Source organism: Spirosoma fluviale, assembly GCF_900230225.1.
Lineage (GTDB): Bacteria > Bacteroidota > Bacteroidia > Cytophagales > Spirosomataceae > Spirosoma > Spirosoma fluviale.
Genome location: NZ_OCNH01000008.1, coordinates 58,029 through 72,959, shown reverse-complemented (window position 1 = coordinate 72,959; position 14,931 = coordinate 58,029). Strand labels below are relative to the sequence as shown.

The 14,931-nt window shown below is 50.2% G+C and carries 11 protein-coding genes; 10 read left to right on the top strand and 1 reads right to left on the bottom strand.

Annotated elements, in window-relative coordinates; all coding sequences use genetic code 11:
* Positions 1-81: 81 nt before the first annotated feature.
* Positions 82-513, bottom strand: coding sequence for a ribose 5-phosphate isomerase B (gene rpiB / locus CRO74_RS28575; protein WP_097131568.1), 432 nt, complete (start codon positions 511-513; stop codon positions 82-84).
* Positions 514-640: 127 nt separating this feature from the next.
* Between rpiB and zwf the strand changes: the two genes are divergently transcribed.
* The 10 genes from zwf (at position 641) to CRO74_RS28525 (ending at position 14,929) form a co-directional block, all read left to right on the top strand.
* A complete protein-coding gene (zwf, locus tag CRO74_RS28570) occupies positions 641-2,140 on the top strand; it encodes a glucose-6-phosphate dehydrogenase (RefSeq protein WP_097131257.1) in 1,500 nt (499 codons plus the stop codon).
* A 9-nt stretch (positions 2,141-2,149) separates the two neighbouring features.
* On the top strand, positions 2,150-2,491 hold the full coding sequence (locus CRO74_RS28565; RefSeq protein ID WP_097131255.1) for a cupin domain-containing protein: 342 nt from the start codon (positions 2,150-2,152) through the stop codon (positions 2,489-2,491).
* A gap of 48 nt (positions 2,492-2,539) precedes the next feature.
* Positions 2,540-3,265 (top strand): 6-phosphogluconolactonase, encoded by a 726-nt coding sequence (gene pgl / locus CRO74_RS28560; protein ID WP_097131253.1) that lies wholly within the window; start codon positions 2,540-2,542, stop codon positions 3,263-3,265.
* Positions 3,266-3,408: 143 nt separating this feature from the next.
* Positions 3,409-3,645, top strand: a complete 237-nt coding sequence (locus CRO74_RS28555; protein ID WP_245878012.1) for a hypothetical protein — start codon at positions 3,409-3,411, stop codon at positions 3,643-3,645.
* A 148-nt stretch (positions 3,646-3,793) separates the two neighbouring features.
* Positions 3,794-5,194, top strand: coding sequence for a class II fumarate hydratase (gene fumC, locus CRO74_RS28550; RefSeq protein ID WP_097131250.1), 1,401 nt, complete (start codon positions 3,794-3,796; stop codon positions 5,192-5,194).
* Positions 5,155-6,495, top strand: coding sequence for an ATP-binding protein (locus CRO74_RS28545; protein ID WP_097131248.1), 1,341 nt, complete (start codon positions 5,155-5,157; stop codon positions 6,493-6,495). Before fumC ends, CRO74_RS28545 begins: the two co-directional genes overlap by 40 nt.
* The gene (locus CRO74_RS28540) at positions 6,492-9,254 is read left to right on the top strand and encodes an ATP-binding protein (protein ID WP_097131246.1); all 2,763 of its coding nucleotides are present in this window, start codon (positions 6,492-6,494) and stop codon (positions 9,252-9,254) included. The genes CRO74_RS28545 and CRO74_RS28540 overlap by 4 nt, the downstream gene beginning before the upstream one ends.
* Before the next feature lie 294 nt (positions 9,255-9,548).
* Positions 9,549-10,244, top strand: coding sequence for an RNA polymerase sigma-70 factor (locus CRO74_RS28535; protein WP_245878011.1), 696 nt, complete (start codon positions 9,549-9,551; stop codon positions 10,242-10,244).
* Positions 10,245-10,301: 57 nt separating this feature from the next.
* Entirely contained in the window at positions 10,302-11,309 is a 1,008-nt protein-coding gene (locus CRO74_RS28530) for a FecR family protein (protein ID WP_097131244.1), read from the top strand.
* 23 nt (positions 11,310-11,332) lie between these two features.
* Entirely contained in the window at positions 11,333-14,929 is a 3,597-nt protein-coding gene (locus CRO74_RS28525; RefSeq protein WP_097131242.1) for a SusC/RagA family TonB-linked outer membrane protein, read from the top strand.
* Positions 14,930-14,931 lie beyond the last annotated feature (2 nt).

Here is a 14,931-nt window from a genome sequence, read left to right as displayed (position 1 = left end):
GCCTTTATACCGGAATAACGATTAACCAATAACTTTATAACTAATAACCTCATAACCAATAACTAAATAACCACAAGTAGGTTATTGATCCAGTTGGTCAATACGGGCTTGGTGGCGACCGCCTTCAAAGGGTGTGTCGAGCCAGATCTGCACTAAACGGAGGGCCGTTTCTTCGCTCATCATGCGCTCACCGATCGACATTACGTTGGCGTCGTTATGCTGGCGGCACAGGCGGGCCGACTCTTCATTCCAGCACAAACCGCAGCGAACCCCTTTAATCCGGTTCGCCATGATGGCTTCTCCGTTGCCGGAACCACCCAGCACAATGCCCCGGTCAACATCGCCGGCGGCTACAGCTTCGGCCACTGGGCGGATATAAACAGGGTAATCGACAGAGGGTGTTTCGGCATACGTGCCTTTGTCAATAACCTCATGACCGAGGTTGGTGAGATATTGTCGGATGGCTTCTTTATAACGGAAACCAGCGTGGTCGGAGCCTATGGCAATTTTCATGATAAACGAAAGGATGAAAACAAGGGCCAAAAGTAGCAGAATACTGCGCCAAGATGAAACCTTAACGGACTAAACTTGTTCCAAAAACAGACTGGCGGTAATTTGCAGCCCGTCAAGACAACCGACTATGATTCCAGCTACCAATCAGCGTCCACCGGCTACCATCCTGTTTATCTTTGGGGGAAGCGGTGATTTGAACCTTCGCAAACTGACTCCGGCGCTCTACAATCTATACCTTGATAATTACCTGTCCGACCGTTTTACGGTGGTTGGGTTAGGACGAAGTGACTATACGGATGAGTCGTTTCGGGAGCGGTTACTCGAAGGGGTTCAATCGTTTTCGCGCCGTAAAAATGGCCCTGACGATATTTGGGCATCGTTTTCCAAGACGATCACGTATCTGCAAATGGACGCAGGTGATGCCGGAGCCTATACGAAACTGAGTAATTATGTGTCGGCGACAGAGGAGGAATGGGGCGTACAGGCCAACATCGTTTTCTACCTCGCCGTAGCGCCCCAACTGGTGCCGGGCATTGCCACTAACCTCGGCAAACTGCCTCTTTGCGGTGAAAAATCCAGGGTTCGAATTGTGGTCGAGAAACCGTTTGGTCACGACCTCAAAACGGCGCAGGAACTGAACGGTCTGTTGGGCGGCCTGTTTGCCGAAGAACAGATTTACCGCATCGACCACTATCTTGGAAAAGAAACTGTGCAGAATATTCTGGCCCTTCGTTTTGCCAATTCCCTGTTCGAGCCCATCTGGAATCGCCGGTATGTTGCCTATATACAGATAACCGCTTCCGAAACCGTTGGTCTGGAAGGAAGGGGCGGCTACTACGAAGGGTCGGGCGCACTGCGCGATATGATCCAGAACCACCTGCTTCAGGTGCTGTGCATGGTGGCTACCGAAGCGCCTATTTCTTTTGATGCCAATGAAGTGCGCAACAAAACCGTCGATGTACTGAACGCCATTCGCCGGATAAAGCCCGAGCAGGTGAACGACGTAGCCATTCGGGGGCAGTACGGCCCCGGCCAGAAGGATGGTAAAGCGATTCCGGGTTATCGCGAAGAAGAAGGCGTAAAGCCGGATTCCAAAACGGAGACCTTTGCCGCCGTGAAGCTGTTTGTCGATAACTGGCGTTGGGAAGATGTTCCGTTTTACCTGCGTACCGGCAAGTCATTGCCCGAAAAGGCCACCGTTATTACGATTCAGTTCAAACCTGCTCCGTATTACGCCTTCCCCGAGGAAGCAACGAACGGCTGGCAGTCCAACCGCCTGACCATCGGCATTCAACCCGGTATGGATATTCGGTTGCGGTTTCAGGCCAAACGGCCCGGTCAAACGCTCGCCATCGACCCCGTCGAGATGGTGTTCAGCTACAAGGATGCCTACGAAGGACAGGAGCCGGAAGCCTACGAAACGCTGCTGCTGGACGTCATGACCGGCGATGCGACGCTGTTCATGCGCGCCGATCAGGTCGAAGCCGCCTGGAAAGTCGTAACGCCCATTCTGGAAGCGTGGGAAGCCGAAACACCAGAATTTCCAAATTACGAACCCGGCTCGTGGGGCCCTGAGGCCGCTACGCAACTCGTTGAGAAAGACGGTTTCTCTTGGCTGATGAAATAACCAAAAAACATGACCAACCAACTCGCTGCCCTGTTCGTCGATGATAACAACCTGCCCTGGGAGCCGGTAGCCGACGGTGTAAAACGTAAAATCATGACCTACGATGACAATCTGATGATGGTCAAAGTGGCGTTTGAAACGGGCGGTATTGGCGCGGCTCATAGTCATTTCCATACCCAGATGAGTTACGTAGCCAGTGGGGCGTTTACCATCACGATTGGCGACGAAGTCCGGGTTGTTCGAGCGGGGGATGCTTATTATATTCCACCGAATGTATGGCATGGCGCCGTATGCGAAGAAGCGGGCGTGCTGGTCGATGTGTTTACCCCCATGCGTGAGGATTTTGTTTAACTAGTCATGCCTTATCTTAAAGATAGGATATGACTATTAAAATAGCATATGCAACTGATTATCAAGAAAAATCCGGCCGATCTGGCGAAGGCTGCGGCTGATTTTATCGTCAAACGCATCAAAGACACCCTGAAAAAACAGGATCGATTCACGATTGCGTTGTCGGGAGGAAGTACGCCGAAAGCCCTGCATGAGCTGCTGGCGAAGGCACCTTATGTGGACCAGATTCCGTGGCTGCAATTGCACGTTTTTTGGGGTGATGAACGCTACGTGCCCATCGACGATGAGCAGAACAATGCCGGTATGGCGTACGATACCTTGCTGGGGCATGTTTACACCCCGGAAGACCAAATCCACGTCTGGCGTACCGACCTCGAACCCGATGCCGCTGCAGCCGACTACGACCGGGTTCTGCACGCGTATTTTGGCGACAGCGGCTCTTCGTTCGACCTCGTGCTGCTTGGCATGGGCGACGATGGACACACGCTTTCGCTATTCCCCGGCACCGAGGTTGTTCATGAAGAAACGGCCTGGACCAAAGCCTTTTTTCTGACGCAGCAAAATATGTTTCGCCTGACGCTCACGGCCCCTATCACCAACCGGGCTGCCTGCATTGCGTTTCTGGTGGCCGGACCAAAAAAAGCAGAACCGTTGAAAGAAGTGCTCGAAGGTGAATACAACCCGGATAAATACCCGTCGCAGGTAATCAAGCCGGTGGCTGGTGAACTCGTCTGGCTTGTCGATGAAAAGGCGGCTGCCCTTCTGAAAAAGTAATACTTTTTGTTACCTCATACACCATAAAAAAGACCTTCAGGAATGAAGGTCTTTTTTATGCCGGTCTATTATTCGTTAATTTCCAACGCTGAATACTGGTAACGAATAACTCAATAACTTACTTAATCGAATCTCTTTTCGTCGTGTCGTTCGTCATCGTCGATGTTGAGTCACCAGTGGTCGACGAACTTGACATTGTCGATGTCGTGTCGCTCATCATTGTCGATGTAGAATCCGATACCGCTGTCGTTGATTCCGTTTTTGTGCTGGAACAAGCCGTTGCCAGTGCCATCATCGAGAGGATGAAAAATGCAGATTTTGCCATGTTGAGTTTGAAATTGAGGTTGTTAGTTTATTTCAATACTATTAATACAGAGTAAGTAGAAAAGTAACCCATGTCAATAATTGTTTTTTTATTAGAAGGTTTTTTTTGACAGGGTTCAAGTTTATCTGTGTCGTTGCGCCCTACCTTTGCCGCTGAATTAGCAGACAGCTTTTGTCTAACTACTTATATCCTTTCGTCTATTCATGGAATACCGCATCGAGAAAGACACGATGGGCCAGGTACAGGTACCGGCCAATGTTTATTGGGGCGCTCAGACCCAACGCTCCATCGAGAATTTTAAAATTGCTCAGGACATCAATAAAATGCCCCGCGAGATAATCCGGGCCTTTGCGTACCTCAAAAAAGCGGCTGCCTTAACCAACCTGGATGCGGGCGTATTATCGAAAGAAAAAAGTGACCTCATTGGTCAGGCCTGCGACGAAATTCTGGACGGCAAGCTGGACGATCAGTTCCCGCTGGTAGTCTGGCAAACAGGTTCGGGTACGCAGTCGAACATGAACGTCAATGAAGTGATCGCCTACCGCGGGCACGTATTACAGGGCGGTCAGTTGAGCGACGAAAAGAAATTTCTGCATCCGAATGATGATGTCAATAAGTCGCAGTCGTCGAACGATACGTTCCCGACGGCCATGCACATTGCCGCCTATAAAATTCTGCTCGACGTAACGATTCCGGGTATCACCAAACTGCGCGATACGCTGGCAGCCAAGTCGAAGCAGTTCATGAACGTCGTGAAAATTGGCCGGACGCACTTCATGGACGCCACGCCGTTGACGGTGGGGCAGGAGTTTTCGGGTTATGTATCGCAGCTCGACCACGGTTTGCGGGCCATCAACAACTCGCTGGCGCACCTGAGCGAACTGGCGCTGGGTGGAACGGCCGTAGGAACGGGCATCAACACGCCCCCCAACTATTCCGAAAATGTAGCGAAACACATTGCCACTGTTACGGGCCTGCCCTTTATTACCGCCGAAAACAAGTTTGAGGCTCTGGCGGCTCACGATGCCATTGTCGAAGCGCACGGTGCGCTGAAAACAGTAGCGGCCAGCCTGATGAAAATCGGTAACGATATCCGGATGCTGTCGAGTGGTCCGCGGGCGGGTATTGGCGAACTGCACATCCCCGACAACGAGCCTGGTTCGTCCATCATGCCGGGTAAAGTAAACCCAACCCAGTGTGAAGCGATGACTATGGTGGCGGCTCAGGTGATGGGCAACGACGTAGCAATCAATATCGGCGGTATGAGCGGTCATTTCGAACTGAACGTGTTCAAGCCGGTCATGATCTTCAACTTCCTGCATTCGGCTCGTCTCATCGGCGATGTGTGTGTGTCGTTCAACGACAAGTGTGCGGAAGGTATCGAACCCATTGCGGCCAACATCAAGAAGCACGTCGATTCGTCGCTGATGCTGGTTACCGCTCTGAACACAAAAATCGGCTACTACAAAGCCGCCGAGATTGCGCAGACCGCCCATAAAAACGGCTCTACGCTGAAAGAAACGGCGTTACAACTCGGTTACCTGACCGAAGAGGAGTTCAACGAATGGGTGAAGCCCGAAGATATGGTTGGCGAGTTAAAGTAAGCCAGTCTATTGACCTGCACGAAAAAGACCTCAGCTATGGGGTCTTTTTTATTTATACAGTTTTGTATATATACAAAACTGTATTTATTTTTGTTGGCAAAACTAATGAAATGACAATGACAAACAAAGTTGGGTCACCAGTCGAAGGAGACGATTTTTTTGATAGAAAGGCTGAATTAGCCGAAGCTTGGGATTTATTGCAGAATGGTAATCATTTGCTAATATCAGCACCTCGTCGGGTTGGAAAAACATCATTAGTCAGACGATTAGTAAGAGATGCTCAAGGGGCAAATTGGAAAGCGTTGTTTATAAATGTAGAAGGAGAAGAAAACGAAATTGGGTTTGTGCGCCTATTCGTTGAAGGGTTGAAAGAACAGAAAAACTGGTTTGAGAAAACGAAAGATAACACGTTTAAAACCTTGAGTAGCTTATTGCAGTCGCTTGAACTTGAAGTCAAAGCAGATGACGTGGGGAGTATGACGGTGAAATGGAATCAGGCAAAAACGGCAGACCTTAAAACTCAACTCCTAGATCTTCTACGTACAATGGAGGATGGACTAATTGTTATCGACGAACTCCCAATTTTGTTAAACCGCATTGCCAAAGCTGAAAATGGCAAACAACGAGCCGAATCGTTTTTACACTGGTTACGTTCATTCCGTCAATTACCTGGCCTGCGCATTCGGTGGGTGTTTTGCGGGTCAATCGGTCTGGATTCGTTCACTGAACGTATGGGTGTTGTAAAAACCATCAATGACTTGTATGGCTTTCCATTAGGCGCATTCACCCCTAAAGTTGCTGATCAATTTTTAGAGCGATTAGGGCAGGATAATAGTCTACCATTGTCACCCGCTGTCCGTCAGGAAATCGTTACTTTAACGGGATGGCCGTTACCCTACTACCTACAATTACTATTCTCAAAGCTAAAGTCTGCCCATCGAATCCAAGGGCTCAGTAGCGTAGTGACGGTTGAGGACGTAGCACCAGCTTTCTCGAAAGCGGCTGTTCATTCAAACTTGGGTACTTGGATGGAACGATTGGATGAGCAACTTACCGACGAAGATGCCCGGTTAGCCAAAGGAATTCTAGACTTGCTTTCCCGACAGCAAAAAGGCAGGAAGCGGTCTTTATTAGAACAGCATTTAGGAGCGTTGCGGGTTGCTCCCGAAAATATTAAAGATAAAGCCACACAGCTTCTTAAAATGCTGGAGCGCGACGGTTATCTTCTTTCTCAGGAAGGTACCTATGCATTTCGTTCTCCACTACTACGTACCTATTGGTTTACTACTCGACTTCAATGAAAAATTCCGAACCGCTTCAATTGCAACGCATTAGCGTATTTATGCCGCAACGATTGCGTGATGATGAGATCGAGCGTCTCTTTATCATGCGGCAGGATGTTTTTCATACACTTTTGGATTCGATCAAGTCCGAAAAAGCGGCTAGTATTCCACAGCATCACCTTATAATTGGGCAACGGGGAATGGGGAAAACAACGTTGTTGAAACGATTGGATGTCGAATTGCGCAAACAGCCTCTCAACAAAAAATTTGTACCATTTACATTCCCTGAAGAGCAATATAATATTGACCGGCTATCGAAATTCTGGCTCAATTGCCTGGATGCGTTAGCTGATACGTTACAGACAGAAGGTGATGAAAAAATGGCCTTTCACCTGGATCAGCAGATTGCCACACTTAGCAGCATTCGGAATGAGCAGGAATTGAGTCAGAAAGCCTACGAATTATTGCGTGATACAACGAAGTCATTGGGGCGAAGGCCTGTGTTTTTACTGGATAACTTAAACTTGATTTTTGATCGCTTAGGCGAGGTAGAGCAGTCAAAACTACGAAAACTGATTACAGAGCCAGGTGCCCCTATTTTCATAGGAGCTAGCCCTGAAGCGTTCGATAAAGACTTACAATATGACGCGCCATTTTATGATGCTTTTGCCGTCCACTTTCTCTACAAATTAGATTTTCAGCAAACGCTAACGATGCTCCGCCATCTGGGCGAAATTACAAACCAGACAATTCTATTATCCCAGCTCAATGCCGAAAATATGCCTCGGCTTGAAACGCTGCATGCGCTCACCGGGGGAAATGTACGGACGGTTGTCATCTTGTTCTCGCTGGTGGCCCAAGGCTTTTCGGCAGACATTTTTCAGGACCTTGAGGCCCTGATTGACCAAATGACACCGCTCTATAAATCACGTTTTGAAGAACTTTCTCCACAAGCGCAGGTTGTTGTCGATTCTGTAGCGCTTAATTGGGATCCCTGTAAGTTAGAGACAATACGTGAGCGGACATCGCTGGAAAATAACCAGGTATCGGTACAACTGGATCGACTGGCGAAAGCTGGATGGATAAGTAAGTTAGGCAAACGAAAGGCTGCCTATTATGAAATCAGTGAACGCTTTTTTAACGTCTGGTACCTGATGCGCCGATCATCCCGGCGGCAACGACGGGATTTACTCTGGCTCACGCGGTTTTTACAAGCCTGGTTTAGTCGGCAGGAGTTGGTACAACAGGCGAAAGTATTTATGCGCAATGTGCATGAGCGAGAAAAACAATATGAATTAGCTTATGGCTTGGCTTTAGCGCGGGCATTACCCAACCAGACAGGGGAGCAACTGAAAGAGAAAATTTATCAACGTTTGCTACAACTAGTTGATGGCGATGTAGTAAAGTTGGAGGAATTGGTAGGGGTGAATATGGAAGAAGTAAGTGATGAGATTATAGAAAAGTATAATGTTGATGAAAGTAAAAGGTTATGGATTCAAGGAGTATTGACGGAAAATCCAGAAGAAGCTAAAATTATTTATGAAAAAGCTATAGAAGCCAGCCCAAAAAATAAGCATGCATGGCATAGTTTAGGATCGGTTTTAGAAGATTTAGCTTATGAATCAGGTTTGAATTTTGAAATTGCTGAAAACGCATATAAGCAAGCGATAAATATTGATCCAGCTTATGATTCAGCGTGGTCATCCCTGGCGAATATTTGGGAGACTTTTCGCCCTGATCTTGGTGATGCGGAAGAAGCTTATAGAAAAGTAATAAAATTAAGGCCAACTTATTATGGAAGCTGGGCCGATTTAGGGGGCTTTATGTTCAGGAAGAAAGCTTATTCAGAAGCAAAGCATTGTTTTTTGACCTCATTAAGTTTTTTTTCAAAGAATAGTGATGTTCTTCTACAAATGGCTGAATTAGAGGATCATTTTGGAGATATTACTTTAGCAGAAAAATATTATCTAGACGCTATAGAAAGTAGCAAATCCGATTATTATCCTAGAGTGAAATATGGTTGGTTTCTTCAAGAGCAAGGACGAGTTAGCGAAGCAGAACAGGTAATAAAAAAAGCCACAAATTTGAAAAAATCAGATGCTATGGCTTTCTGGGTATTGGGGAATTTATTCATAACGGAAGGAAGATGGGAAGAGGCCGAACAAGCATATTCAAAGGGGCTTCAAATTGAAGACAAAAACTACTGGTGTAATGAAGGATTAGCAGAACTATATCGGGATAAGCTTCATCATTATAATAAAGCGAGAATCGCATATGAGAATGCAATAGAAAGCGCTTTAGACGATTTTAACATAAAAATTAGTTATATATACCTCTTACGTGATAAACTAAAACTAATAAACGAGTCAAAACTGATTTTTGATGAATTGAAGAAACGTAAACCACTGGCTGTTGAAGTACTTTTACATGAAGCGACTTTTGCTGAAATAGAAAAGGAGTTTGATTATGCTACAGAATGTTGGAAACGAGCCATATCTCTTTATGGTGACTTGCCTGAACATCAAGGCCATTTTTACAGATCTATGGGGTTAACTGTGCAGTACGGATTTGATCGTGAGATGTTAAAAATATTCAAAAATGAGGGCCATGACCGTATCTTCCGACCTTTCTATGAAGCTATCAAAGCCCTGACGCTTAATTCGGAAGAGTACTTAAAAAACGAAGTAGCTGCCGAAGTTCGGGAGATCGCCCTCCAAATTTTTAAATTCATGCAGAATTATAATGCTCCTGTCAACCTGGAAGTAACGAATGGGTGAAGCCCGAAGATATGGTGGGCGAGTTAAAGTAAGCCAATCTATTGACCTGCACAAAAGAGACCTCAGCAATGGGGTCTTTTTTTGCGCCTGAAAGTTGATGCTGCTGCGCAATTCGTGGGTAAATGAGTGCGCCACACACGTCAGTTTATACAATGAAGAAACAGGGTCTGCGTGACACCCTGATTTATTCGGTTAAAAAGTTAGATTTTTTTTAGAAGAAGACTACGTAGTTTCGGGCTAACCTTTGTCGTGATGGTATAGTACTACTGCTTTAGCACGGCTGGCCCGCTCTTTATGATGCAAGTTGTTTATTCCGGTTTACCTACTGATGGGCAGCCAGCCGTTGGCCCGGCCCTGGTGCCGCCAGCAGGAACTGAACACATCCCTGAACTGGTGGCTGATTCGGAATTTTTTGTCCGCGAAGCGTTTAAGGCCGACCCGCAACGGGGGTGCGAACTGCTGTTTCGGCTCTACTACCAGCCCCTGTGCACACACGCGGTTCGGTTTGTGTATGCCAAAGATGTAGCCGAAGATCTCGTGGCCGATGTGTTCTACACGTTCTGGAATACGCGGGCTTATCTATCTGTACAGCAGTCGTTCCGAGGGTATTTGTTTCGGTCGGTCCGCAACCGGGCTTACAACTATATTGCTCATGAACTTAAACACAGCGATTCGCTCGATTCGGTAGCCAACCAGCCCGTATCGACGGAAGAACCGGAGGCCATCATGCGCTTTGAGGAATTGCATCACAAAGTCGATGTACTCGTAGATGGTTTGCCACCCCAATGCCGCAAAGTGTTCATCCTGAATCGATTTGAAGGACGACGCGCTAAAGACATTGCCGCCGAACTCCAGATTTCGGTTAGAACGGTGGAGGTACACATTGCTAAGGCTTTGTCGGTACTTCGCAGCGGGCTGCGCGATCACTGGCTCCTCTGGGCGGTAATAATTGGCCTGGGCAAGAGTCTTACCCCGGTTTTTTTTGATTGACCACTACGTAGTTTTCCTTCCCTATTTGTCAATTAGATAACCCGCTCGCACAAAGCCATGAACGTTGTTGATAAAAATCTGCTCTTCGCGTATTTCGCCAACGCCACAACGCCCCTGCAAAAGCGGCTGATTGAGGAGTGGCTGCAAGTGCCCGACAATCAGGAGCAGTTTTATGCCTGGCTGGTGGAATGGGAATACCGGCACCCGTCGTACCAACCCGACGCAGAAACCCCACTCCGGCAGTTTGTCCAGCACATGGAAACTAGTTTGCCGGAAGCGTCTGATGAACAGGTAGTCGCCGATGAAAATGTCCCCGTTTCCAGTCCTTTTCAGATACAGTATGGATGGCTGGCGGCTGCTTCGGTAGCCGTGTTGCTGCTGGTTGGCTGGTTCAATCGGGATGCTGTTCGGTACCAGACATACCAAACGGCTTTTGGCGAAACCCGTACCGTGCAACTGGTCGATGGTAGTTTCGTGACCCTCAATGCCAACTCGGCTCTGCGGGTGCCCCGGTTTGGTTTTGGCAGCGGCTTACGGCAGGTGTGGCTAACGGGTGAAGCCTATTTCTCCGTCAGGCACCAGCTTGATAATCAGAGATTCGTCGTCCAGACGACCAGAGGCTTCGACGTGGTGGTTCACGGTACAGAATTTACCGTATCGACCTTTGCCCACCGGGCCAGGGTAATGCTCCGTACCGGCAAAGTGCAGGTCAACTACGCGGCAGGTGCGTCCCGGAAACAACTGATGCTTAGGCCCGGCGACCTTATTAAACTCGATCAGCCAGCGAAACCCCGCTTGCAGCATCATGTTGATCCACAGGCATTTGTGGCGTTTGCCAACCACCGCTTTTCGTTCGATAACATGACGCTGGCCGAATTTGGACAGCTCCTGACCGATACGTACGGACTGCGTGTGGAAATTCCCGACCCGGTAGTGGCCCGGCGAACGCTCGTGGGTACGTTTCGTGCCGACAGTGCCGACGAACTGCTGCTGATCGTCTCCGAACTCTTTGATCTTGACGTAGCCCGGCAGGGCAATACCGTGCGGCTTACTGAACGCGATTAATTAACCCTTAAACCAATAGGAATATGAATAAAACCTTACCCAATGTAAGGGTGGCACTGCTGTTACTGTTGCTCACGGCCATTGCCCCACCCAGCCCGGCCCAAACCTACGCGTCGGGGCGGCAGCTACCCGCCCGAACGGTGTCGGCACCCGGCGAGGCCCGTCGGTTGCGCGATGTACTACAGTCGCTGAAAGAACATTACCGGGTGGATATTTTGTTTGAAGGCGGGCTGGTGGATCAGCTCACCGTAGGGCCGCTGGATCTGGATTTCAGCCAGCCAGTTGAGCGCAATCTAAACCGGGTGCTACAGGCCACGAACCTGCGCTTTCGGCGGGTAAAAATGGGTACGTACCTGATTCTGGCCGAAACCCGGTCGCGCAAAAAAGACGTGTCACAGGTATTGCCTGCCGACGTTCCCCTCAGCCCGGAACCCGCTCAGCCCCAACCCATGCTGACCCGCCTGGGTATGTTCCCACCGGTAACCCAAACGGATAAAGTGGCTGATCAGACCATCACTGGCACCGTTAGCGACGAAACCGGGCAGGGCCTGCCTGGCGTAACGGTGGCTATCAAAGGTACGCAGCGCGGCACCGTGACCGATGCCAGGGGTACGTTCTCACTGGCGGTGGCCGATAAAGCCGCCGTACTCGTGTTCAGTTTCGTTGGCTACGAACCTCAGGAAGTTGCTGTAGGCGACCGTACCAGTCTGACGGTTTCGCTGAAGGCCGATGTAAAAGCCCTGAGTGAAGTGATTGTGGTGGGCTATGGCACCCAGAAGAAGGCCGACCTCACCGGCTCGGTAGCAACCGTCGATATTCAGCAGGTGCTGACCAAACCCGCTGCCGATGTGAGCAATATGCTTCAGGGGCGAGTGGCCGGGGTAGTGGCTTCCGGCTCTAACCAACCCGGTGGCGAGGGGTTTATCCGCATTCGGGGCATTAGCTCGTTTGGCAGCAACAACCCGCTCATTATCATCGACGGAGTGCAGACCGGCAGCACCAACTCGCTGAACCCCAACGATATCGAAAGCATGACTATCCTGAAAGATGCCTCGTCGGCGGCTATTTACGGGGCGCGGGGTGCGGGTGGCGTTATTATCATCACCACTAAACGGGGTAAGGCCAACACCACGCGCATCAGTTACGACGGCTTTTACGGCGTAGCGCAGGTTACGCGCTACCCAGACCTGCTCAACACGCCCGAACTGGGCGACCTGATCTGGAAGCAGCAACAAGGCGCGGGCCTTACGCCCTCGTCCACTCAATTTGGCCGGGGTACGTCGCCCGTTATTCCTGATTACGTGCTGGCGGGTAGCGCAGGGGGGCTGTTTGAAGGCAATGCCGCTGTTGATCCATCGCGCTACAATTATACCCAGAGCGGTTTCTACCAGATTGCGCGGGCCAACAAAGCAGGTACCGACTGGTTTCGCGAGATGACGCAGGCTGCCCCGGTGCAAAGCCATAACCTGAGCGCATCGGGTGGCACAGATAAATCGGTCTATAGCCTGAGTTTAGGTTACTACAGCGAAGCCGGTTTGCAGAAGTATACCCGGTTTGACCGGTACAGCCTGCGGGCAAACTCGGAATTTAAACTAGGCAGCCGCATCCGGTTTGGTGAGACTCTGTTCGGCTCGTTTCGCAAACGCAATGGCAGCACCGACAACGACGAAGCCGCTCCCTGGTCGATGGCTTACCGGATGCAGCCCATTGTGCCGGTTTACGACATTGCGGGCAATTTTGCCGGATCAAAAGCGCCGGGAACGGGCAATGGGCAAAACCCCGTGGCAATATTGTATCGCAACCGCAACAATGCCGAGAACGATATCCGGTTGCTGGGCAGCGTGTATGCCGAGGTTGATGTGCTGAAAGGCCTTCGTTTTCGGACCAATTTTGGTATCGACTACAATAACAGCTACCGAAACGTGTTCACTGATATCAACCCCGAACACTCGGAAGGCGGCTTCAACACCAGTCTGGCCCTGCGCAGCAATTACCAGTACCGCTGGACGTTCACCAACACGCTTAGCTACGACAAAACCATGGGACGGCACAGCCTGAAAGGGTTGGCGGGCATCGAGGCCGTCGATTACAAATTTGAGCAATTATCGGGCGACCGGGTCGGCTACTACCCCTTCACCGACGAATCGTTCCGGGTACTTGACCGGGGCAACACCGTGGGGCAGTCCAACAGTTCCCAGATCAGTGTCGAGTCGCTTTACTCCATATTCGGACGCGTCGACTACGCTTACGACGACAAATACCTGCTCAACGCTACCCTGCGTCGCGACGGGTCGAGTAAGTTTGCCCGTGACGTGCGCTACGGTAATTTTCCGTCGGTGAGCGTAGGCTGGCGGCTGTCGCAGGAGCCATTCATGCGCTCGCTCTCCTTCCTTACCGACCTGAAAGTCAGGGCGGGCTACGGAGTGGTGGGTAATGATCAGATCGATGCCAATAACCAGTTTACGTTCTATCGCTCGGACCCGCAGCGTTCGTTTTATGACCTCACCAGCGGCAACACCACCACCCAGCCCGGCTATGACCTCGACCGTAAAGGTAACTCCGGCTCCAAGTGGGAATCAACGGCCACGCTCAACCTCGGCCTCGACCTGGCCCTGTTTCGGAGTGCGCTGGTGCTCAACGTCGATGTGTATCAAAAGAAAACGTCGGACCTGCTGGTGCAGATTCCGCGCCCCGGTACAGAGGGTGATTTTAGCGCACCTTTCATCAACATCGGTAACACCGAAAACAACGGCGTCGACCTGATGCTGACCTATCGGGGCCGGGCGGGCAAACTTCAGTATGGCGTATCAGGGAATTTCTCGGCCTACCGCAACCGGGTGGTAAGTCCTGGGGTCGATTTCTTTACCAACACCGTTCGTTACGGGCAGGTGTCGCGCACGCTGTCAGGCGAGGCCATCGGGCAGTTTTATGGGTACGTGATCGACGGCTTCTTTAATACGGTTGCCGAGGTGCAGGCAGCACCCACGCAGGCCGGTGTAAACAAAACGACCGAGGCTACGGCCCGGCAGTCGGTGGGGCGGTGGCGCTACAAAGACATCGACGGCAACGGCATCATCAACGCCAACGACCGGGCGTTTATCGGGAGTCCGCACCCAAAATTTCAGATGGGGTATAACCTCGATGCCTCGTACCGCAATTTCGACTTGAACCTATTCTTCTTCTGGAACTACGGTAACCAGATCTATAACAATACCAAATGGTGGACCGATATGAACGGGGCATTCGCGGGCAACCGGTCGCGTAAGATGCTCTATGATAGCTGGACACCTGAAAACACCAACGCCAGTCTGCCCAAGCTTGATGTAAACGACAACATCACCAGCAGCGTACCCAACAGCTACTACGTGGAGTCGGGGTCGTATTTCCGGGCAAAAACGGCGCAGTTGGGTTACACTCTGCCCGAATCGTTGATTAAGTCATTGCACATCAGTCGCTGCCGGGTGTATGTGCAGGCGCAGAATCTGTTTACCATTACCAAGTACACCGGGCCTGATCCTGACCTGCTCGACGTGGGCCGGGGCGATATTGGCCTGGGTGTCGATCACGGCCGCGTACCCAATCCGCTGCAAGTGCTGGGCGGTCTGAACCTCACCTTTTAAGC